This window comes from Acidocella sp. (assembly GCF_035535915.1).
Classification (GTDB): Bacteria; Pseudomonadota; Alphaproteobacteria; order Acetobacterales; family Acetobacteraceae; genus Acidocella.
On the sequence record NZ_DATLPB010000007.1, the window covers coordinates 1 to 21,298 of the forward strand.

At 65.4% G+C, this 21,298-nt stretch carries 24 protein-coding genes, 3 tRNA genes and 1 pseudogene; 18 read left to right on the plus strand and 10 right to left on the minus strand.

The window, feature by feature from the left end:
- From VNC39_RS00755 to VNC39_RS00800, 10 genes and pseudogenes are all read left to right on the plus strand, one after another.
- A pseudogene (locus VNC39_RS00755) lies at positions 1-394 on the plus strand (hemolysin-like protein); the annotation flags it as partial.
- 45 nt (positions 395-439) lie between these two features.
- Positions 440-949 (plus strand): SspB family protein, encoded by a 510-nt coding sequence (locus VNC39_RS00760; RefSeq protein WP_325395198.1) that lies wholly within the window; start codon positions 440-442, stop codon positions 947-949.
- Between the two features lie 38 nt (positions 950-987).
- Complete coding sequence (locus VNC39_RS00765) at positions 988-2,634, plus strand: fumarate hydratase (RefSeq protein WP_325395200.1); 1,647 nt, start codon at positions 988-990, stop codon at positions 2,632-2,634.
- Entirely contained in the window at positions 2,634-3,029 is a 396-nt protein-coding gene (locus VNC39_RS00770; protein ID WP_325395202.1) for a VOC family protein, read from the plus strand. Before VNC39_RS00765 ends, VNC39_RS00770 begins: the two co-directional genes overlap by 1 nt.
- Before the next feature lie 222 nt (positions 3,030-3,251).
- Positions 3,252-4,271, plus strand: coding sequence for a tRNA preQ1(34) S-adenosylmethionine ribosyltransferase-isomerase QueA (queA, locus tag VNC39_RS00775; protein WP_325395204.1), 1,020 nt, complete (start codon positions 3,252-3,254; stop codon positions 4,269-4,271).
- Positions 4,268-5,386, plus strand: coding sequence for a tRNA guanosine(34) transglycosylase Tgt (tgt, locus tag VNC39_RS00780; RefSeq protein ID WP_325395206.1), 1,119 nt, complete (start codon positions 4,268-4,270; stop codon positions 5,384-5,386). Before queA ends, tgt begins: the two co-directional genes overlap by 4 nt.
- On the plus strand, positions 5,383-5,847 hold the full coding sequence (gene queF, locus VNC39_RS00785; RefSeq protein WP_325395208.1) for a preQ(1) synthase: 465 nt from the start codon (positions 5,383-5,385) through the stop codon (positions 5,845-5,847). The genes tgt and queF overlap by 4 nt, the downstream gene beginning before the upstream one ends.
- A complete protein-coding gene (queG, locus tag VNC39_RS00790; RefSeq protein ID WP_325395210.1) occupies positions 5,834-6,889 on the plus strand; it encodes a tRNA epoxyqueuosine(34) reductase QueG in 1,056 nt (351 codons plus the stop codon). The genes queF and queG overlap by 14 nt, the downstream gene beginning before the upstream one ends.
- A 167-nt stretch (positions 6,890-7,056) precedes the next feature.
- On the plus strand, positions 7,057-7,923 hold the full coding sequence (gene accD / locus VNC39_RS00795) for an acetyl-CoA carboxylase, carboxyltransferase subunit beta (protein ID WP_325395212.1): 867 nt from the start codon (positions 7,057-7,059) through the stop codon (positions 7,921-7,923).
- Positions 7,920-9,194: a bifunctional folylpolyglutamate synthase/dihydrofolate synthase gene (locus VNC39_RS00800; protein WP_325395214.1), complete on the plus strand. Its 1,275-nt coding sequence runs from the start codon at positions 7,920-7,922 to the stop codon at positions 9,192-9,194. The genes accD and VNC39_RS00800 overlap by 4 nt, the downstream gene beginning before the upstream one ends.
- Before the next feature lie 98 nt (positions 9,195-9,292).
- On the opposite strand, the gene VNC39_RS00805 is transcribed toward VNC39_RS00800, so the two are convergent.
- The 9 genes from VNC39_RS00805 to VNC39_RS00845 form a co-directional block, all read right to left on the minus strand.
- Positions 9,293-9,604: a DUF1272 domain-containing protein gene (locus VNC39_RS00805; protein ID WP_325395216.1), complete on the minus strand. Its 312-nt coding sequence runs from the start codon at positions 9,602-9,604 to the stop codon at positions 9,293-9,295.
- A gap of 1 nt (position 9,605) precedes the next feature.
- Entirely contained in the window at positions 9,606-10,328 is a 723-nt protein-coding gene (phbB, locus tag VNC39_RS00810; RefSeq protein WP_325395217.1) for an acetoacetyl-CoA reductase, read from the minus strand.
- Positions 10,329-10,562: 234 nt separating this feature from the next.
- Entirely contained in the window at positions 10,563-12,125 is a 1,563-nt protein-coding gene (locus VNC39_RS00815) for a DHA2 family efflux MFS transporter permease subunit (protein ID WP_325395219.1), read from the minus strand.
- 1 nt (position 12,126) lies between these two features.
- On the minus strand, positions 12,127-13,140 hold the full coding sequence (locus tag VNC39_RS00820; protein ID WP_325395221.1) for an HlyD family secretion protein: 1,014 nt from the start codon (positions 13,138-13,140) through the stop codon (positions 12,127-12,129).
- Between the two features lie 97 nt (positions 13,141-13,237).
- The gene (nusG, locus tag VNC39_RS00825; RefSeq protein WP_325395223.1) at positions 13,238-13,768 is read right to left on the minus strand and encodes a transcription termination/antitermination protein NusG; all 531 of its coding nucleotides are present in this window, start codon (positions 13,766-13,768) and stop codon (positions 13,238-13,240) included.
- Positions 13,769-13,777: 9 nt separating this feature from the next.
- A complete protein-coding gene (gene secE, locus VNC39_RS00830; RefSeq protein WP_325395224.1) occupies positions 13,778-13,993 on the minus strand; it encodes a preprotein translocase subunit SecE in 216 nt (71 codons plus the stop codon).
- A 17-nt stretch (positions 13,994-14,010) separates the two neighbouring features.
- Positions 14,011-14,087: transfer RNA gene (locus tag VNC39_RS00835), tRNA-Trp, on the minus strand.
- A gap of 148 nt (positions 14,088-14,235) precedes the next feature.
- Positions 14,236-14,309: transfer RNA gene (locus tag VNC39_RS00840), tRNA-Gly, on the minus strand.
- A gap of 157 nt (positions 14,310-14,466) precedes the next feature.
- Positions 14,467-14,549, minus strand: a tRNA-Tyr gene (locus VNC39_RS00845).
- Between the two features lie 69 nt (positions 14,550-14,618).
- Between VNC39_RS00845 and VNC39_RS00850 the strand changes: the two genes are divergently transcribed.
- Positions 14,619-15,545, plus strand: coding sequence for a TrmH family RNA methyltransferase (locus VNC39_RS00850; RefSeq protein ID WP_325395226.1), 927 nt, complete (start codon positions 14,619-14,621; stop codon positions 15,543-15,545).
- Between the two features lie 149 nt (positions 15,546-15,694).
- Here the strand turns inward: VNC39_RS00850 and VNC39_RS00855 are convergent, their stop codons facing one another.
- Positions 15,695-17,095 carry a trypsin-like peptidase domain-containing protein gene (locus VNC39_RS00855; protein WP_325395228.1) on the minus strand — a complete coding sequence of 467 codons (1,401 nt, stop codon included), beginning with the start codon at positions 17,093-17,095 and terminating at the stop codon, positions 15,695-15,697.
- A 76-nt stretch (positions 17,096-17,171) separates the two neighbouring features.
- Between VNC39_RS00855 and VNC39_RS00860 the strand changes: the two genes are divergently transcribed.
- From VNC39_RS00860 to VNC39_RS00890, 7 genes are all read left to right on the plus strand, one after another.
- On the plus strand, positions 17,172-18,221 hold the full coding sequence (locus VNC39_RS00860; RefSeq protein ID WP_325395229.1) for an Mrp/NBP35 family ATP-binding protein: 1,050 nt from the start codon (positions 17,172-17,174) through the stop codon (positions 18,219-18,221).
- Complete coding sequence (locus VNC39_RS00865) at positions 18,218-18,661, plus strand: DNA polymerase III subunit chi (protein ID WP_325395231.1); 444 nt, start codon at positions 18,218-18,220, stop codon at positions 18,659-18,661. Before VNC39_RS00860 ends, VNC39_RS00865 begins: the two co-directional genes overlap by 4 nt.
- Before the next feature lie 122 nt (positions 18,662-18,783).
- Positions 18,784-19,098, plus strand: coding sequence for an AtpZ/AtpI family protein (locus VNC39_RS00870; RefSeq protein WP_325395233.1), 315 nt, complete (start codon positions 18,784-18,786; stop codon positions 19,096-19,098).
- Between the two features lie 2 nt (positions 19,099-19,100).
- A complete protein-coding gene (locus VNC39_RS00875; protein ID WP_325395235.1) occupies positions 19,101-19,853 on the plus strand; it encodes a F0F1 ATP synthase subunit A in 753 nt (250 codons plus the stop codon).
- Positions 19,854-19,905: 52 nt separating this feature from the next.
- A complete protein-coding gene (locus VNC39_RS00880; protein WP_325395237.1) occupies positions 19,906-20,142 on the plus strand; it encodes an ATP synthase subunit C family protein in 237 nt (78 codons plus the stop codon).
- A complete protein-coding gene (locus tag VNC39_RS00885; RefSeq protein ID WP_325395239.1) occupies positions 20,142-20,711 on the plus strand; it encodes a F0F1 ATP synthase subunit B in 570 nt (189 codons plus the stop codon). The genes VNC39_RS00880 and VNC39_RS00885 overlap by 1 nt, the downstream gene beginning before the upstream one ends.
- A gap of 4 nt (positions 20,712-20,715) precedes the next feature.
- Positions 20,716-21,234, plus strand: a complete 519-nt coding sequence (locus VNC39_RS00890) for a F0F1 ATP synthase subunit B (protein WP_325395241.1) — start codon at positions 20,716-20,718, stop codon at positions 21,232-21,234.
- Positions 21,235-21,298 lie beyond the last annotated feature (64 nt).

The following is a 21,298-nucleotide window of genomic DNA, read 5'->3' on the forward strand; positions in this document are numbered from 1 at the left end:
GCAACTGCTCTGGCGCGGCATCGCCGCCTATGTGTTCTATCACGGCGTGGACCTCATGTTCGGCTGCGCCAGCTTGGGCGGCACGGATCCAGACGCGTTGGCCGATGAGCTGACCTATCTGGCTGCACACCACCTAGCGCCGGAGGCGATCCGCCCGCGCGCGCTGGAAGGCCGCTATGTGCCCATGCTGCGCCGCGATCCGGCCGGGCTGGACGCCAAACAAGTCCTGATGCGCCTGCCGCCCTTGATCAAAGGCTATCTGCGCCTCGGGGGTTTTGTCGGTGACGGCGCGGTGATCGACCGCCAGTTCAACACCACGGACATAGCCGTCGTGGTGCAAACCGATCTGGTGACGGATAAATATTACCGGCATTATGAACGCGACGCGCGCTGATTTTTGACGAGGCCTGCCGCCCGAGCGGCAGCGTAAAGGACTGCCATGGCTGAAAATGACGACCAGATCCCTGATTCCCTGCTGCCGTACGACGACTGGATGCAAGAGGCGTTGCGCCAGGTTGCCGTGAGCGCGCTACGCCACGCGGCGCAGAACGGCCTGCCGGGCGGGCACCATTTCTACATCACCTTCAAGACGGCCTATCCGGGCGTGAACATCCCCGACCGGCTGCGGGCGCAGTACCCTGAGGAGATGACCATCGTCCTGCAGCACCAGTTCCACAGCCTCGGCGTCAATGACGCCGGGACGTCGATGTCGGTCGGGCTGACCTTCGGCGGCGTGCCCTCGACGCTCACCATCCCGCTCGCGGCGATTTCCAATTTCGCCGATCCGGAGGTCCGTTTCGGCCTGCAATTCGACGTGACGGTGCCCGAACCGGTCAAGGCCGAGGAGCTTCCCGCCCCCGAGGGAGACGACGTGCCCACCCGCCCGACGCATGACGGGCCCGCCGACGTGGTGAGCCTGGACGCCTTCCGCCGCCGCCAAAAGGACTGAATGGCGCGATCCTTAAAAACCAACCGAGAGACCGATCCATGACCGCGATGACGAAACGCAGCCCCGGCTTTGCCTATGCCCCGATGTTTCCGCTGGAAACCGATACCACGCAGTGGCGCAAGCTGGACATCGCCGGCGTTTCGACCATCGAGGTCGAGGGCAAGATGGTGCTGAAAATCACCGCCGACGCGCTCTCGGAGCTGGCCTTCGCGGCCTTCCACGACATCGCCCACCTGCTGCGCCCGGCCCACCTGTCGCAGCTCGCGAAAATCCTCAAGGACCCGGAAGCCAGCGAGAATGACCGCTACGTGGCGCTGGAATTCCTGAAAAACGCCAACATCGCCGCCGCCGGCGTGCTGCCGATGTGCCAGGATACCGGCACCGCCCTGGTGTTCGGCAAAAAAGGCCAGCGGGTGTGGGTTGAAGGCGACGAGGAGGAAGCGCTCTCCTGGGGCGTGCACCGCACCTATACCGAGACCAATCTGCGCTATTCGCAGATGGCGGCGCTCAGCATGTTCGAGGAGCAGAACACCGGCAATAACCTGCCGGTGCAGTTCGACATCATGGCCGCCCCCGGCGACCACCACGCCGAGGAATTCTCGCTGATGTTCATCGCCAAGGGCGGCGGATCGGCGAACAAGACCTTCCTGTACCAGGAAACCCGCGCCGTGCTGTCGCCGGAGAAGCTGCTCGCCTTCATCGAGGCGAAGGCCAAGACGCTCGGCACCTCGGCCTGCCCGCCTTACCACCTCTCGATCGTCATCGGCGGCACCTCGGCCGAGATGAACCTGAAGACCGTGAAGTTGGGCTCGACCAAATATCTCGACCATCTGCCGACCAAGGGCGACCGCACCGGCCATGCCTTCCGCGACCTGGAGATGGAACAGCGCGTGCTGGAGATGACGCAGAAAATCGGCATCGGCGCGCAGTTCGGCGGCAAATATTTCTGCCACGACGTGCGGGTGATCCGCCTGCCGCGCCACGGCGCCAGCCTGCCGATCGGCATCGGCGTGTCCTGCTCGGCGGACCGGCAGATCAAGGCCAAGATCACCAAGGACGGCGTGTTCCTGGAACAGCTGGAAACCGATCCCGCGAAATACCTGCCGGAGATCGGCGCCGAGCATCTCGGCGGCGAGGTCGTCGCCATCGACCTGACCAAGCCGATGCCGGAAATTCTGGCGCAGCTCTCGAAACACCCGGTCAAGACCCGCGTGGCGCTGACCGGCACCATCGTCGTGGCGCGCGACATCGCCCACGCCAAGCTGAAGGAACGGCTGGACCGCGGCGAGGCGCTGCCCGACTACATCAAGAACCACCCGGTCTACTACGCCGGCCCGTCGAAGACCCCGGAGGGCATGGTGACCGGCAGCTTCGGCCCGACCACGGCGGGACGGATGGATTCCTACGTCGACGAGTTCCAGAAAGCCGGCGGTTCGCTGATCATGCTGGCCAAGGGCAACCGCGGCAAAGCCGTGCGTGACGCCTGCCAGAAATATGGCGGCTTCTACCTCGGCTCGATCGGCGGCCCGGCCGCGGTGCTGGCGGAACAGAACATCACCAAGGTCGAAGTGCTGGAATATCCGGAACTCGGCATGGAAGCGGTGTGGAAGATCGAAGTGAAGGACTTCCCCGCCTTCATCGTCATCGACGATAAGGGCAACGATTTCTTCGCCGGGCTTGGCTGATGCGCTTCACGGTCGACCGTATCGACCATGTCTCGCTGTGGTGCGCCGACATCGAGCTGGCCGCCGCCTGGTACCAGCGCGTGCTGGGCATGGAACGCGAGGAATATGGCGGCAAAAACCGCACGGCCCTGCGCTTCGGCGCGCAGAAGCTCAATCTGTACGAGGTCGACGGATCGAGCCTGTCAGGGCCTGACGAACCGCGCCCGGGCATGCAGGAAATCTGCTTCGTCATCGCCGTCCGCCCCGAAGACGCCGTCGCCCAGCTCCATGCCTGCGGCGTGGCCGTGGAACGCGGCCCCATCGCCCGCATCGGCGCCCTCGGCGACGTCATGTCGGTCTATTGCCGCGACCCGGACGGCACCCTGATCGAACTCGCCTCGTATCTGGGGGCCTAAGTTGGTCAGGTTCATAGGCCAGCCAGGCCAGGGGGACGCTGTCCCCCTGGACCCCCTGCGAACGGCAGCGCCGTTCGATCCGCTAAAAGGTTTGTGGAAGGCGCTGGCCGACGTGGCCGTGACGCGGCTCGGGCCAGCGCCTTCCACAAACCTCCTAATGGGTTCTAAGGGCTCGGCCCTTAGCGGGGTTCCAAGGGGCAGCGCCCCTTGGCCTTACTTCCCATGAACCTCTCCGACTTCGATTACGAGTTGCCCGATCGGCTGATTGCTTTGGCCCCGGCGCGGCCGCGGGACAGTGCGCGGCTGCTGCATGTGGGGGCGGGGTTGGCGGATTACGCAATGCGGGATTTGCCGAAATTGTTGCGGCCGGGGGATTTGCTGGTGGTGAACGACACCAAGGTGATTCCGGCGCAGTTGACGGCGATGCGCGGGGCGGCGCGGATTGGGGTTACGTTGGACCGGCGGCTGGATGACGGCTGCTGGCGGGTGTTGTTGCGCAATGCGCGGCGGGTGAAGGCGGGGGATGTTCTGGAGATCGATCCGGAGTTTTCCGCGACTGTGGAGGAGGTTCTGGAGGGCGGCGCGGCGCTGCTGCGTTTCAAGGCGGATGATTTTTATGCCGCTTTGGCGCGCTCCGGCGCGCTGGCGCTGCCGCCTTACATTGCCCGGCCGGAGGGGATCACCGCGCAGGACAGAGCGGATTATCAGACGATGTTCGCGACGCATGAGGGCGCGGTGGCGGCCCCGACGGCGGGGCTGCATTTCACGCCGGAATTGCTGAGCGCGTTGGCGCAGGCCGGGGTGGAGAGCGCGCGGGTGACGCTGCATGTGGGGGCGGGGACGTTTCTGCCGGTGCGGACCGAGAATGTGCTGGAGCATCGGATGCATGCCGAGCGCGGCTATATTTCGGCCGAGACGGCGGCGCGGATCCGCGCGACGCGGGCCAAGGGCGGGCGGATCGTGCCGGTGGGCACCACGGCGTTGCGCGTGCTGGAATCCGCAGCACCGGCGGGCGAGGTGGAGGCGTTTGACGGGGAGACGGATATTTTCATCATCCCCGGCTATCGCTTCAAGGTTGCCGATCTGCTGGTGACGAATTTCCATCTGCCGCGTTCGACATTATTGATGCTGGTTTCGGCCTTTGCCGGGATGCAGCGCATCCGCGAGGCTTATGCCCATGCGATTGCGTCGGGTTACCGGTTTTATTCTTATGGCGATGCCTGTTTGTTGGAGCGTGCGTGAGTTTTTCCTTTGAATTAGCGGCCACCGACGGCGCGGCGCGGGCCGGCATGTTGCACACCGCGCATGGCGACGTGCCGACGCCGACCTTCATGGCGGTGGGCACGGCCGGCACGGTGAAGGCGATGACCGCCGACGCGGTGCGGGCGACGGGCGCGAAGATCGTGCTGGGCAATACCTATCATCTGATGCTGCGGCCGACGGCCGAGCGCGTGGCGCGGCTGGGCGGTTTGCATAAGATGATGGACTGGCCGGGGCCGATCCTCACCGATTCCGGCGGGTTCCAGGTGATGTCGCTCGCCAAGCTGCGGAAGCTGGACGAGACGGGGGTGACGTTCCGCTCGCATCTGGATGGTTCGGCGCATCACCTGACACCGGAACGTTCGATGGAAATCCAGTATCTGCTGGATGCCACCATCACCATGGTGCTTGACGAGTGCACGAAGTTTCCCGCCACGCATGACGAGGCGGGGGCCTCCATGCGGCTTTCCACGCGCTGGGCGAAGCGTTCGCGCGATGCTTTCGTGGAGCGTGAGGGCTATGGCCAGTTCGGGATCGTGCAAGGCGGCGTCTATGAGGATTTGCGCCGGGAATCCGCTGCCGCGCTGCGCGAGCTGAATTTCGAAGGCTATGCGATCGGCGGCCTGGCGGTGGGCGAGGGGCAGGAGATGATGTTCGGGATGCTCGACATCACCACGAAGCTGCTCCCCGTACAGAAGCCGCGTTATCTGATGGGCGTGGGCACGCCGGACGATCTGCTGGGCGCGGTCGCGCGTGGCGTGGACATGTTCGATTGCGTGATGCCGACCCGGGCCGGACGCACCGCGCGGGCGTTCACCTCGCGCGGCATTTTCAACCTGCGCAATGCGCGGTTCATCGACGACGGCGCGCCGCTGGATGAAGCCTGCACCTGCCTGTGTTGCACGCGGCATACGCGGGCTTATTTGCATCATCTGTTCCGTGCCGAGGAAATGCTCGGGCCGATGCTGCTCACGCTGCATAATCTGACCTATTATCAGTCCCTGATGCAGGGGGCGCGGGCGGCGATTTTGGCGGGCGAGTACGATGCCTATTGCGCGCGCGTTCGCGCCGGCTGGGCAGAGGGAGGATCGACATGACGGAGGATCGTTACAGCGGGCTGAAGCAGCTCGGCGGCAACGCCAAGCAGCCGGCTTCGCCGGCAGAGGCGGTGCTGGAGCGCGTGCCAGCGATGATGAACGGCAAGCATGCAATGGTGCGCTTCACCTGCCCGGAATTCACCTCGCTCTGCCCGATGACGGGGCAGCCTGATTTCGCGCATATCGTCATCGACTATATTCCCGGCGAATGGCTGGTCGAGAGCAAGTCTTTGAAATTGTTTCTCACCAGCTATCGCAACCATGGCGATTTCCATGAGGCCTGCACGTTGCAGATCGCCGACCGGCTGGTTGAATTGTTGAGCCCGGTGTGGCTGCGCATCGGCGCCTACTGGTATCCGCGCGGCGGCATTCCGATCGACGTGTTCTGGCAGACCGGGACCCCGCCGGAAGGGGCGTGGATCCCGCCGCAGGGCGTGCCGGGATATCGTGGCCGCGGCTGACGTAAAAACCGCGATCATCGCGCGGGCCCGGGCGCTGGGGTTCGAGGCGGTCGGCTTTACCCGCGCCGCGCTGAGCCCCGACCGCGCCGCCTTGCTGCAAGAATTTCTGAGCACCGGCCGCCATGGCGAGATGCGCTGGATGGCGGACCGCGCCGCACAGCGGGCCGACCCGAAAGCGTTATGGCCGGAGGCGGTGAGCGTGATTTCGCTCGGCCTGTCTTACGCGCCGGCGGGCGATGCGCTGGAGACTCTGCGCCGGCCGGAGGCGGGCAACATTTCCGTTTATGCCCGCAACCGGGATTATCACGACATCGTCAAAGGCAAGTTGAAGCATCTGGCGCAGGCTATCGCCGCTCTGGGCGAGGGCGTGAAAGTGTTCGTCGACACCGCGCCGGTGATGGAAAAGCCGCTGGCGATGCAGGCCGGGGTGGGCTGGCAGGGCAAGCACACCAATCTGGTCTCCCGCGCCCATGGTTCCTGGCTGTTTCTCGGCGAGATTTTCACCACGCTGGAGATTGCGCCGGACGCGCCGCACGCGGATCGCTGCGGCTCCTGCCGCGCCTGCCAGGATGTGTGCCCGACCCAGGCGTTTCCCGAACCTTACAAGCTCGATGCGCGGCGCTGCATTTCCTACCTCACCATCGAATATGCCGGGCCCATCCCGGAGGAATTCCGCGTGGGCATGGGCAACCGGATTTACGGCTGCGACGATTGCCTGGCGGTGTGCCCGTGGAACAAGTTCGCGGCGGCGGGCCGGGAGCAGAAATTATCTCACCGCGAGGATCTGTCCGCCCCGCTGCTGGCCGAACTGGCGCTGCTGGACGATTCTGCCTTCCGCCAGAAATTCTCCGGCTCGCCGGTGAAACGCATCGGCCGCAACCGGTTCGCGCGCAATGTGGCGATCGCCATCGGCAATAGCCGGGATTTGAGCCTCATACCTGTCGCGGAGAACTTGGCGCGGGATGCCGACCCGGTGGTGGCCGAGGCGGGAGCCTGGGCGGTGAAGCAGCTAATTCAGCCAAAGAAAGCGGCCGCTTTTTGAAAAAAGCGGCGCAAAAACTTCCTTTAAATTGGGCCCGTGCCGGTGAAACCAGCACGGCCCAAAATTAACAAAGTTTTTTTGCTACTTTTTGTTCACAAAAAGTAGCCTTCCTCTTCGCTTGTCGACATTGCTTTCCTTCTTTCTTCAAACCGATTATTCCCTCTGCCATGAGCTGGCTCACCGAATTTGTCCGTCCGAAGATCCGTACCCTGCTGGGCCGCCAGGAGGTGCCGGACAATCTCTGGCATCAATGCCCGAAATGCCAGCAGATGATTTTTCATCGCGAGCTGGAGGCAGCGCGCAAAGTGTGCCCGCATTGCGGCCACCATATGCGCGCCACCGCCGCCGAGCGTCTGGCCTGGACCTTCGATGACGGCGTGTATACCCGCATCGACCTGCCGAAAGCGGCGGTCGACCCGCTGAAATTCCGTGACCAGAAGCGTTATGCGGACCGGCTGCGCGATGCGCAGAGCGCCACCAAGCAGGATGACGCGCTGCTGGTGGCGCATGGCACGGTCGGCGGCTGCAAGGCCGTGGTGGCGGCGATGTCGTTCGAATTCATGGGCGGGTCGATGGGCGGCGCGGTCGGCGACGGGCTGGTGGCCGCGGCGCGCCTGGCGGTGCTGCAGGCGGCGCCACTGATCGTGTACACCTCCTCGGGCGGCGCGCGCATGCAGGAAGGCGCGATCAGCCTGATGCAGCTGCCGCGCACCACCATCGCCACGCAGATGGTGAAGGAGGCCGGCCTGCCCTTTATCGTGGTGCTCACCGACCCCACCACCGGCGGCGTGACCGCCTCGTTCGCGATGCTGGGCGATATTCAGATCGCCGAGCCGAACGCGCTGATCGGCTTTGCCGGGGCGCGGGTGATCGAGCAGACGGTGCGCGAGAAGCTGCCCGAAGGGTTCCAACGCGCGGAATATCTGCTCGAGCATGGCATTGTCGACATGGTGGTGCACCGCGCCGAGCTCACCGCCACGCTGGCGCGGCTGATCGACATGATGACCGCGAACAAGCGGCCGGCCGCCGCTTGAGCCAAGCCGAGGCCGTGCCGGGGCCGGCGCGCAGCGTGCAGGCCAGCCTGGAGCGGCTGCACAAGCTCTACCCCAAGCTGATCGATCTGCGCCTGGAGCGGCTGGTCCGGCTGCTGGCCGATCTCGGCGACCCGCATCTCTCCCTGCCGCCTGTGATCCACGTGGCCGGCACCAACGGCAAGGGCAGCGTGTGCGCCTTTACCCGCGCCATCGCCGAGGCGGCGGGGTTGCGCGTGCATGTGTACACCTCGCCGCATCTGGTGCGTTTCAACGAGCGCATCCGGCTGGCGGGAGAATTGGTGTCCGACGAATTGCTGGCGCAGGCGCTGGACGAGGTCGAGGCGGCCAACGCGGCGAACCAGATCACGGTGTTCGAGGCGATCACCGCCGCGGCCTTTCTGCTGTTCTCCCGCGTGCCGGCGGATCTTTGCGTGGTCGAGGTGGGGCTGGGCGGCAAGTTCGACGCCACCAACGTGGTGCGGCCGGCCGCCTGCGCGATCACTTCCATTTCCATGGACCATCAGGATTTTCTCGGCGACCGGCTGGACATCATCGCCGCCGAGAAGGCCGGGATCATCAAGCAAGGCGTGAGCGTGGTGAGCGGTTGCCTGGCCCCGCCGGCGATGCAGGTGGTCGAGGCGGCGGCAGTGGCGGCGGGCGCGCCGCTGCTGCAACGCGGGCGCGACTGGGATGTGACGGAGACCGCGACCGGCCTGCGGCTGGATGGATTGGACTTGCCGCGCCCGTCGCTGCTCGGCGCGCACCAGGCGGAGAATGCCGGCATCGCCATCGGCGCCCTGCGCGCCGCCGGGTTCGACCTGCCGGCGGCCACGCTGGCTTTGGGCCTGCGCAACGCCGAATGGCCGGCGCGGCTGCAACGCCTGACCGGCGCGCTGCTCGCGCAATTGCCGGAAGGCTCGCAATTATGGCTGGACGGCGCGCATAACCCCGGCGGCGCCGAAGTGCTCGCCGCCCAGCTCGCCGCCTGGGACGGGCCGACCACGCTCATCGTCGGCATGAAGCAATCCAAGGACGTCGCCGAGTTCTTGCGGATTCTGATGCCCCATGCGGCGCGGGTGATCGCGGTGCAGGAGAAAGAGCAGCATTTGGCGCTGCCGGTGCCTGAGATCATCGCCGCCTCGGGCGGCGTCGCGGTGCCGGGGCCGGATGTGCACACCGCGCTGGCGCAGATCACGGCGCCAACGCGGGTGTTGATCTGCGGCAGCCTGTACCTCGCCGGCGAGGTGCTGAAGCTCGACGCGGTAGGTTAGGAAGAAAGTAAGCGGCCGCTTTTTGAAAAAAGCGGCGCAAAAACTTTTGTTTACGCTGGGCCGGGGGCGGTGAAACCAGCGCGGCTCAACCTACCAGTTTATCGTCGTTCGAACGGAACTTTGGCGATGCGCGCCACGAAAGCTTCGATCTCGTCCCGGGGACGAGACAGATGGATGCGCTTGGTCGAGGCCGGCTTCTGACCGACCGAAAGCCCGGGCCGCCATTCGGCGGCCGGGCGGATCGGCCGTGGCGCGAAGCCGCCGCCGCAATTCGGGCAGACATTGCGGAGCACGCCATCGGCGCAATCCGCACAGAACGTGCATTCGAACGTGCAGATGCGCGCGTCCAGAGCGTCGGGAGGGAGATCCTTGTCGCAATATTCGCAGTTCGGGCGGAGTTCCAATGCCATCTCAGTACATATGCTGCCCGCCATTGATGGACAGCGTCGAGCCGGTGATGAAATCGGCTTCGTCGGCGGTGAGGAAGACCACGCCGCGGGCGATGTCCTGCGCGGTGCCGAGCCGGCCGCGGGGGATTTTCGCGATGATCTTTTCCAGCACTTCGGGCGGCACCGCGCGCACCATGTCGGTGTCGACATAGCCGGGCGCCAGGGCGTTGGCGGTGATGGAGTAGCGCGCGCCTTCCATCGCCAGGGCCTTGGTGAAGCCATGGATGCCGGCTTTGGCGGCGGCGTAGTTCACCTGCCCGTACTGCCCGGCCTGGCCGTTGATCGAGCCGATATTCACGATCCGGCCGAATTTTTTCGCCTTCATGCCCTCGAAGCAGATTTTGCAGAGGTTGAAGCAGGAGCCGAGATTGGTGTCGATCACCTCGTCCCACATCTCGCGCGTCATTTTTGAGATGGTGGTGTCGCGGGTGATGCCGGCATTGTTGACGAGAACCTCGATCGTGCCGTGGTTGGCCGCGATGGCGGCGACCGCGGTGGCGCACTGGGTATAGTCGCCGGCATCGAAGCGCACCGTTTCGATTCCGGTTTCCGCGGTGAAGGCCTCGGCCGCTGCATTATTGCCTGCATAAGTCGCGATTACGTGTCGGCCGGCTTGTTGCAATGCAACACTGATTGCCGCGCCGATCCCACGTGTTCCACCGGTAACCAATGCAATGCGTGCCATTTTATGGTTCCTCCTTTTTTAGGTTAAAACAGATTTTTTCGACACGGAAGCGACGCTTCGGATCGAGGGTGGTTTTCCCCTCGAACTTTCATCATAAAGACACGGACTAACATGGCGTCACGAAACTCATGTTCCGCGCATCGTGGCATTGACGTGGATCAAGGCCGTCGCGGGCCTGTCGATTCTGTTATGCTATAGCAATGGTTGTCGCCGCAATGGGCGTCGCGCCGGATTCTAATGGCTGCCGGGGGCGGCGGCGCCGGCCGGGCGGCGCAGGAAGAGTGTGGCGATCATGGCCGCCACCATGCCGCAGCCGAGCAGCGCGAACGCGTCGCCATAGGCGAAATAGTTCGCTTGCAGCTCGATGGTGCGGCCGATCGCAATCACCGCTTCGTGCTGCGCCGCAGCAGGATCGGACATGCCCCGCGCCTCGAAATAGCGGGTCAGCATTTGCAACCGGTCGCGTGTCGCCGGGTCAAGCAGGCTGACCTGCGGCGTGATGATCGCGGAGTGAAATTTCTCGCGGTTGGTGACGAAGGTTTGCACCGTGGCGATGCCGATCGCGCCGCCGAGATTGCGCAGCATGTTGAACAGCGCCGAGGCGGAGGCGGAATCCTTCATATCGATGCCGGCGGTGGCGATCAGGGTGATCGGCGGGAACACCAGCGCCTGGCCGACGGCGCGGATCAGATTGGGGATCAGGAGCTGCGGGCCGCTATCGTCGGGGCCGAGAGTCATGTTGAGGAAGGCGCTGATGGCGAACAAGGTGAAGCCGAGCAAAAGCAGCCGCCTTGGGTCGATCTTGCGCATCAGCCAGGGCGCGAAGGGGATGATGAGTAATTGCGGCAGGCCGATCCAGGCCATCACCAGGCCGGATTGCTGGGCGCTATAGCCATGCGCGGTGGCGAGGTAGAGCGGGATGAGGTAGACTGCGGCGTAGAGCACGAAGCCGAGCATCACATTGGCGGTGCTGGCGAAGGTGAAATTCCACATCTTGAACAGGCGGAGATTCACCAGCGGCGCCTTGTTCCCCGGGCGCAGTTCCTGGAACAGAAAAGCGCTCAGGCCCAGCACCGCGATGATCGAGAGATGCTCGATGAAGGGCGAGCCGAACCAGTCGTCCTTGTTGCCTTCCTCCAGAACGATCTGCAGCGCGCTGAGGCCGATCGCCATGGCGGCGATGCCAAACCAGTCACCCTGGCGGAATTTGTTCAGCTGCATGGGCGAGGGCTGCAAACCCCAGAACAAGGCCGGCAGCATCACCACGCCGGGGACCAGATTGAGGAAGAAAATATAGCGCCAGCCATAGATGTCGGTGATCGCCCCGCCGATGGTCGGGCCGATCGCCGGCGCGAACGTGGCTGTGAGCGCGAAGGCGGAGAAGCCGATGGGGCGCGCAGCCGGCGGTAGCAAGGTGATGACGCAGACCAGCGAGAGCGGGATCAGCACCCCGCCGAAAAACCCCTGCAGCGCCCGCAGCGTCACCATTTCCGGGAAATTATGGGACAGGCCGCAGGCCGCGGAGAAGGCGAGGAACAGGATCGTACTGGCGATCAGATAGCGGCGCAGCGAAAAAACCTGAGACAGCCAGCCCGAGAGCGGGATGACGACGATTTCGCCGACCAGGTAGGCGGTGGAAATCCAGCCGCCATTGTCGAGCCCGGTGCCGATGCCGCCTTGGATGTCGGGGAGAGAAGTGTTGACCACCTGGATGTTCAGCACCGCCATGAAGGCGCCGATCAGCGAGCCGCCGACCGCGACCCGGTTGCGCAGCGGAATCGACTCGGCGGTCGCCATGTCAGCCCCCCGCGCGGGTATCGATGGACGGCTCGACCGACAGGCCGGGACGCAGCTTGCCGATCAGCGCCGGGGTCAGATTCAGGTAGATCTTCACCGGCACACGCTGCACGATCTTCGTGAAATTGCCGGTCGCGTTGTCCGGGGGCAGCAGCGCGAATTCCTGGCCGGAATCGGGGAAGATGCTGTCGACCCAGCCGGTGACTTTGAGGTTCGGGAACGCGTCGACATCGACATCGACCTTCTGCCCGGGCCGGATGTTGGTAATCTGCGTCTCTTTGTAATTGGCCAGGACATAGACCTGGGCGAGCGGCACGACCGCCATGATCTGCGTACCGGGCTGCAGATAGTCGCCCAGCGCCACGGTCTTGTTGCCGATCACGCCGTCGAACGGCGCGCGGATATCCGTGTGGCTGAGATTGAGGGCGGCCTGCCGGCTGCGGGCTTCAGCCATGTTCAGGCTGGCTGAAGCCTCGGCGAGGGCGGCGTTGAGAACGTCGACCTGGCGTTTCGCGCGGGTCAGCCCGGCCTGGTCGGCGGAGAGCGTGGCGTGCGCGGTCGCAAGGTCGGTGGTGGCGAGGTCGGAGGTCTGGATCGGGCTGGCGCCGGTGGCCGAAAGGCGGGAATAGCGGCGCTGATTCTGCACGGCATAGGCAAGCTGCGCCTGGTCGCCCTCGATCTTTGCCTGCGCCGCGGCGATGTTTGCCTGCTGCAATGCGAGCTGGGCCTGGTCGTTGGCGATTTGCGCGTTGGCCGTGGCGCTGTCGGCCCGGGCCTGGGCCAACGCGTTTTCGTAGTCGCGCGGGTCGATGCGCACCAGCAACTGGCCGCGTGTCACACGCTGGTCCTGGTTGACCGCGACGTCGGTGACATAGCCACTCACCTTGGCGGCGATCAGGCTGGAATCCGCGGCGATATAGGCATCGTCCGTGGACACGAAATACTGGCTGACCAGCAGATACTGGATCAGCCAGGCAATGATGGCCACCGCAACCACGCCGCCGCCAACAATCATCAGCCAGCGTGTTGTTCGGTTAGATTTCCTTAACTCTGACACCGGCGCCCCTCGACAAGACTGCGCCGAAATGGGCGGGGGCTGGCAAATTGCAAGTTTAGAGCTTCTCGACCTGGCCGTATTCGAGGTCCACCGGGGTGGAGCGGCCGAAAATCGAGACCGAAACTTTCACCCGGCCCTTGTCCTCGTCGACCTCTTCGATCACGCCGTTGAAGCTGGTGAAGGGGCCGTCGGCCACGCGCACCTGCTCGCCGACCTCGAACACCACCGCCGGGCGGCGCGTCTCGGTGCCTTCCTCGGCCTGCTTCATGATACGCTCGGCCTCGGCATCGGAGATCGGCGTCGGCCGTGTCTTGCTGCCCAGGAAGCCGGTGACCTTCGGCACGTCCTTCACCAGGTGCCAGGCGTCGTCCGACATGTCCATGTGCACCAGCACATAGCCGGGGAAGAATTTGCGCTCGGTGTTTACTTTCTGCGCCCGGCGCACTTCGGTTACTTCCTCGACCGGCACGACGATCTCGCCGATCTGGTCGGTCAGGCCCTTGAGCTCCGCCTGTTCCTTGATCTGGGTGGCGATTTTCTTCTCGAACCCGGAATAGACGTGCAATACATACCAACGCTTGGCCATTTTTGTTCCTTAGCTCCCGCCGCCGAACAGGGCGCGTATGCCGGCGCCGATGAGCTGATCAACGGTCAGAAAAAACACAGCCGTTACAATCACCATGGCCAGCACCAGCCCCGTGGTCTGCACGGTTTCCTTGCGCGAGGGCCAGGTGGTCTTCGCCGCCTCGGCGCGCACTTCGCGCATGAATTTCACCAGGTTGAACGCCAATGCCGACTCCAAAACAGCCATGATGTTGCCGGGTGGGATGGCAGGGGCGGAGGGTCTCGAACTCTCAACCTCCGGTTTTGGAGACCGGCGCTCTAGCCAATTGAGCTACGCCCCTAAAAATCCACACCAGCGACAAGCGCGCGTTCCACACGTTGGCGCGCCCGCTGTCAAGTCTTCGTCTCATATCCGGCCGCCGGGCGGAGCCGTCTATGACGGTTTTGCATCCCGTTCTGGCGAAAACGCCGGAGCGGCAGCGAAACCCATGGAGCGGGTGACGGGAATCGAACCCGCACAACCAGCTTGGAAGGCTGGGACTCTACCGTTGAGCTACACCCGCAGAGAGTCTTTTAAAACCCGATTTGCACCTGGCCCCCTCAGGACCTTTCCAACGGTGCGATGCACCGTTGGAACCTTTGGTCCTTCGCCCCACCAGCCCCAGATGCAAATCGGGTTACGCGGGGAATGAGACGGCCAGTACCGAACACGAAGCAGTATGGAAGGGGTTGGATTCGAACCAACGTAGGCGTACGCCAGCGGATTTACAGTCCGCCCCCTTTAGCCACTCGGGCACCCTTCCGTATGCGCTGTCCTTTCTCCGATCGGGCTTTGGTTGTCAACGGAAAGGCCCGGCGATAGTGAACGTGCCATGACACAAAATCGTCCCCCCAAATCCCGCAACGGCCGGCCCGGCGCGCGCCCGCAAAGCCACGGCGAGGGTTCGGGCCGCCGCCTGAGCCTGTCCGGTGGCCGGGCGGACGCGGATTCCGGCGGCCAGGGCCGCCGGCCGCACGGGCCAGAGCGCAGCCGTGGCGGGCATGGCCGCGGTGACCGCGCGTCGGCGGTGCCGGCGGGGGCGGTATGGCTGTACGGCACGCATGCGGTGGCGGCGGCGCTGGCCAATCCGGCGCGCCGGCTGCGCCGGCTGGTGGTAACCGAAGAGGCGCAGGCCCCGTTGACGGCGGAATGCCCGACGCCCTGGCCGATCCAGCCGGAAATCGTGCCGCGCGAGCGCATCGACCAGTTGCTCGGCGCCCGGCCGGGCAGCGGCATCGTGCATCAGGGCGTGGCCCTGCTGACCGACCAGCTCATTGCGCCGCCGCTTCTTGACGCACTGAAGCGGCCGGGACCGATTTTGGTGCTCGACCAGATCGCCGATCCGCGCAATGTCGGCGCTTTGATGCGCACCGCGCGGGCGTTCGGCGCCGCGATGGTGATCACCCAGGAGCGCAACGCGCCGGAAGAGACCGGGGCCCTGGCCAAAGCGGCCTCCGGCGCGCTCGAACTGATTCCGCTGCTGCGCATCGTCAATATTTCGCGCGCCCTGATCGTGCTCAAATCCGCCGATGTCTGGGTGGTCGGGCTGGATGGCAGCGTGCCGAACCGGCTGAACGGCGCGTCCTTCGCCGGGCGCCGCGTGGCGCTGGTGCTGGGAAGCGAGGGCGAAGGCCTGCGCCGGCTCACGCGCGAAACCTGCGATGAAATCGCCGCGCTGGCGATGCCCGGCGGCATGGAAAGCCTGAACGTGTCCGCCGCCGGCGCGGTGGCGCTCTACGAGCTGACGCGCGCGGTTTAGGAAAGCGAGAAGGAAACGCTACTTTTTGTGAACAAAAAGTAGCAAAAAACTTTGTTATACTAAAACATGGGTTGTGTCGGCGACAACGCCCATGCCCCAGCATAAACAAAAGTTTTTGGTGCCGCTTTTTTCAAAAAGCGGCCGCTTACTTACTTTTGGATCGGCACCGGCACCCAGCGCGGCCCCGGATCGCTGCCATCGGCAACGTCGCCGCTCACCAGCAAGGTCGCCACGCTCGTGTTCGCTGCGTCCAGCGCCTTCAGCTGGTCCTGCAGGGTGGTGGCGGTCGCGACGGTCTGGCCGGAGACGGCTTCGATGACATCGCCGGCGACGATGCCGGCTTTCGCGGCCGGGCCGTTATCGGTGACCGCGGTTACCGAGACGCCGGCCGGCGCCGGCCGGGCCGCGACCGTGAGGCCGAGCGCTGCCACGTCCACCGGCGGCGTCGGAGGCAGGCTATTGTGCAGCGTGCCATCGGTCTGGGTCGGCGGCACGGTCAGGGTGATCGTGGTCTGCCGCTCGCTGCCGTCGCGCCAGAACTGCGCCGCGATGCTCTGCCCGGCAGGGACTTCCGCGGTCTGGATGAGCAGCGCGCGCGGGTTGGTCACGGGGATGCCGGCGAGCGAGACCAGCACGTCGCCCGGCTGCAATTTGCCCTCTGCCGGCCCGTTGGCGGCCACGCCGCCGACCAGCGCGCCGGCGGTGTTGGGCAGGCTGAGCAGGCGCTGGATGGGCGGCGTGACCTCCTGCGTGTCGACGCCGAGCCAGCCGCGAATCATGCCGCCGGTCGCCTTCAGCTCATACGCCACCGGCATCGCCATGGCGGAGGGGATGGCGAAGCCAATGCCGATCGAGCCGCCGGAGGGCGAGTAGATCGCCGAATCCACGCCGATCACCTGGCCTTGCAGGTTGAACAGCGGGCCGCCGGAATTGCCGCGATTGATCGCCGCGTCGGTCTGGATGAAATTGTCGAAGACGCCTTCATTGATGTCGCGGTTCAGCGCGCTGACGATGCCGGCCGACGTGCTGCCGGGCAGGCCGAACGGGTTGCCGATGGCGAGCACCCAGTCGCCGACCCGTAATTTGGCGGAATTGCCGAAGGTCACGAAGGGAAGCTTATGCCCGGCATCGATCTTCAGCACCGCGAGATCGGCCGCCGCATCACGGCCGATCAGGGTGGCCGGCAGGAGCGTGCCATCTTGCAAGGTAACGGTGATCGAGGCGGCGCCGTCGATCACGTGATTGTTGGTCAGCACATAGCCGGCGGGATCGAAAATGAAGCCCGAGCCCAATGCTTCCTCGGCGCGCGGCGGCGGCAGGACCGAGCCGGCGGTGGGCGTGTCGCCGGTCGGATGGTAGGCGTCGCCATCCTTACCGCCCAGCGCGCCTTGCTGCGTATCGTTCACCGGATCGGTGCTGGCGATGCTGACCACGGCGGGCATTACTTTTGCCGCGAGGTCCGCCAGGGCCGGCGGCTCGGGGGGCGCTGCGTGCGCCGCGAAGCCGGCGAGCAGCAGGAGGGCGGAGAGCAGGCAGGTGGATTTCGTCATGATAAGAAGTGTGCGGTCGCGGCGCGCTCTGTGCAAGGGTCTGGACAGGGACGGAGCCTGAGTTAAACCATGCGCCATGACCGAAAACGATATCCGCGCGGCGCTCGCCTCCTTCGACCTCAAGACCATGCTTGACGGGGTTCACGTCCAGGGCGGCCTGGTGCAGGTGAGCCTGGCGGTGAAACGCGAGGAGGCGCCCCGTTACGAGGCGCTGCGCCGCGAGATCGAGGCGAAGCTTTCCGCCTTGCCCGGGGTGCGGAACGCCTCCGTGGTGCTGACCGCGCAAAAGCCCGCGCCCGCGCCGGCACCCGCCGCGCCGCAGGCGGATGTCGTGTTGCCCGAGGTGAAGGCGGTGATCGCGGTGGCCTCCGGCAAAGGCGGTGTCGGCAAATCGACGGTGGCGGTGAACCTTGCGGTGGCGTTGGCGCAGAGCGGGCTGCAGGTGGGGCTGCTGGATGCCGACGTGTACGGCCCTTCGCTGCCGCGCATGCTCGGGCTGAACCGCAAGCCGCAGGTCAAGGACGGCAAGATGCTGCCGCTGGAGGCCTGGGGGCTGCGCTGCATGTCGATCGGGTTCCTGGTCGAGGAGGAAACCGCGATGGTGTGGCGCGGGCCGATGGTGACCGGGGCGCTCAACCAGATGCTGAGCCAGGTGGCGTGGGGCGCGCTGGACGTGCTGGTGATCGATATGCCCCCCGGCACCGGCGACGTGCAGCTCACGCTGGCGCAGCGGGCCAAGCTCGCCGGGGCCGTGGTCGTCTCCACTCCGCAGGACATTGCGCTGATCGACGCACGGCGCGGCGTGAAGATGTTCGAGCAGGTGCGCGTGCCGGTGCTCGGCATCGTCGAGAACATGTCGTATTTCTGCTGCCCGAACTGCCAGCATCGCAGCGATATTTTCGGCCATGGCGGGGCGGCGGCCGAGGCGGCGCGCATCGGCATGCCCTTCCTGGGCGAGGTGCCGCTACTGCTAGAGATCCGCGCGACCGGCGATGCCGGCACGCCGGTGGCCGCCTCGGCCCCGGAAAGCGACGCGGCGCGGGCCTTTGCCGGCATCGCCGCGCGGCTGCGCCCGGCCCTCGGCCAGGCGGCCGGCGCCGGGCCGCGCATCAGCATCGAGGAATGACCGAGCTCGGCTTTTATCACCTGACCCGGAGCGATATCGCGGCGGCGCTGCCGCCGTTGCTGGGGCGTACATTGCAGGCGGGCGAGCGGGCGCTGGTGCTGTGCCCGGACGAGGCTGAGGTGGCCGCGCTGGATGCGGCGCTATGGCGCTGCGCCACCCCGGACTGGCTGCCGCATGGCACCGCCGCCACGCCGCACCCGGAATGGCAGCCGATTTTCATAGCCGCGCAGGAGGTCAATCCGGCGGGGGCGGCGTTTTTGTTCCGCATCGGCGGGGCGCCGGCCGCGCTCGAGGCCTATAAGCGCGTGTTCGACCTGTTCGACGGCAATGACGCGGAAGCGGTAGCGGCGGCGCGCGCGCGCTGGCGGGAGGCCAAGCAGGCCGGCCACGCGATGACTTACTGGAAGCAGACGGCAACCGGCTGGGAGCGGGCGGGCTGAAGCATGGCGGCGCGGCTCTCCGGGAATGTAACGCAGTGTCGCCGCCTATTCTTGACAGCGATTGGGGTGATCGGTAGCAACCGCGGAAACTCCAGGCGGCGCAGAACCGCTGAAAAAGGCGCATGAACGACGGTCGGGATAAAGAGACTTTTGAGCAGCGGCTTGCGGCAGCGCAGGCAGCGGCGAAGGGTCAGGCGAAGCGGGACACGGCGCACAAAAGCGCCGGGTCGGCGGAGCGCGCGATCAATCTTGCCATGCGGTTGGGGGTTGAGCTGGTGGCCGCCATGGTCATCGCCGTGGCGATCGGGTGGGGGCTGGACAGGCTCTTTCACACCTCGCCGTGGTTGATGGTTCTGATGGTGCCGGTGGGTATGGTGGCCGGTTTGCGCAACTTGGTACGCGCGGCTGGAACGAAACAGACGGCTGACGAGGAATAATTATGGCAGGCCCAACGATCGACCCGCTCGGACAATTCCGCCTGATGACCGGGCTGGGGCCACTGGGCCATGCCGTGAATTTCACGAACTCGAACGAGGCGATGCTGGCCAGTGCCGTGATCATCGTGCTGCTGTTCGCGATCGGCCTGCGCGGCGGCGCGCTGGTGCCGGGCCGGATCCAGGCGCTGGTCGAGCTGCTCTACGAATTCGTGCACGGCATGTGCCTGGACGCGATCGGCGCGGAGGGGCGCAAGTTCTTCCCCCTGGTCTTCACCATTTTCAGCTTCATCCTGCTCGGCAACCTGATCGGCCTGTTCCCGTATTTCTTCGCGTTCACCAGCCATATCGCGGTGACGCTGACGCTGGCCATGTTCGTGTTCCTGTTCTCGACCGGGGTGGGATTCTACACGCACGGCTTTCGCTTTTTCAAATTCTTCGTGCCGGCGGGCGTGCCGGTCTGGCTGCTGCCGCTGCTGGTGCCGATCGAAATCATTTCCTATCTGTCGCGGCCGGTTTCGCTCTCGGTGCGTTTGTTCGCCAACATGACGGCGGGCCACGTGATGTGGGAGGTGTTCGCCGGCTTCATGCTGCTGCTGACCGCCAGTCTCGGCGTGGTCGGCGCGGTGGCCGCGGTTATTCCGCTGGGACTGAACGTGGCGCTCGCGGCTCTGGAATTGCTGGTGGCGGGGCTTCAGGCCTATGTGTTCGCCATCCTCACCTGTTTGTATCTGCACGACGCCGTGCATATGCACTGATCAGTTGCACTGGTCATTCCCGGTTAGAAATCTCTCGAAAGGAAAAGAGTTTATGGATCCTCAGTCAGCCGCCCTTCTTGCCAAGGATATCGGTGCGGGCCTCGCCACCATCGGCGTTGCCGGCGCCGGTGTCGGTATCGGCAACCTGTTCGGCTCGTTCGTGTCCTCGGTCGGCCGCAACCCGGCAGCCCGTGACGCCATGTTCCGCGACGTGCTGCTCGGCTTCGCGCTGACCGAAGCGGTGGCGCTGTACGCGCTGGTCATCGCGCTGGTCATTCTGTTCACCTGATGCGCCGTTTCGCCGCCATCGCTCTGCTGAGCCTCGCGCCCACCGCCGCCATGGCGGATGGGACGCTGCCGCAGATGGATCTCAAGAATCCGCTCACCCTGGACCAGTTGGGGTGGATGGCGGTGATCATGGTCGTGCTGTATCTCCTGCTGTCGCGTTGGGCGCTGCCGGAGATGGGCAAGGTGCTGGCCAACCGCGCCGCGGCGATCGAACGGGATCTGACCGCCGCGCGCGCGGCCAAGACCGCCGCCGACCAGGCGGCGCAGGAAGTGAACGCGACGCTCAAGCAGGCACGCCATGCCGCCCAGGCACAGGTTGCCGCCTCGGTGGAGCGGGCGAAGGCGGAGGCGGCGCTCAACGCCGCCGCGCTGCACGCCAAGTTAGAGGAAAAACTGGCGCAGTCCGAGGCGCAGATCGCCACGGGCCGCGCCCAGGCGATGGCGGCGATCAAGCCGGTCGCCGAACAGGCGGCGCAGACCATCCTGGTTCGCCTCACCGGCACGGCGCCGGAGGATGACCAGATCGGCCAGCGCGTGGACGACGCCCTGGCGGCGCGGAAGGCGGCATAGGCACATGGAATATCAGGCGTTACAAAGCGATTTCTGGACCCATGGCGTATTCTGGGTCTTCATCGCGGTGGTTATTTTCGCCGTTCTGGCCGGGCGCAAAATCATTCGTGCCCTGGTCGGCCTGCTCGATGCGCGCACCAAGCAGGTGCAGGACGCGCTGGACGAAGCGGCACAGCTGAAGGCCGAGGCCGAGGCGATGCTGCGCGATGCCAAGGCCGCCCAGGAACAGGCGGCGAAAGACGCGGAGCAGATCCTCGCCTCCGCCACCGCCGAGGCGGCGCGGATGGCGGCGGCGCTGGCCGCCGAGGCCGAAGCCACAGCCAAGCGGCGCGAGCGGATGGCCATGGAGCGCATCGCCGCGGCGGAAGCGGCCGCCCTGAAGGAAGTGCGGGCGGCGGCGATCGACATCGCCACGGCCGCCAGCGCCCGGCTGCTGCATGACAATTTCGGCGCCGCCACGGATGCGGCGATGATCGACCAGTCGATCGCCGGCGTGCCGGCGGCATTACGCCGGACAGTTTAAGAAAGAAAGCAGGCGCTTTTTGAAAAAAGCGCCGCAAAAACTTTTACTACGCTGGGCTATGGGC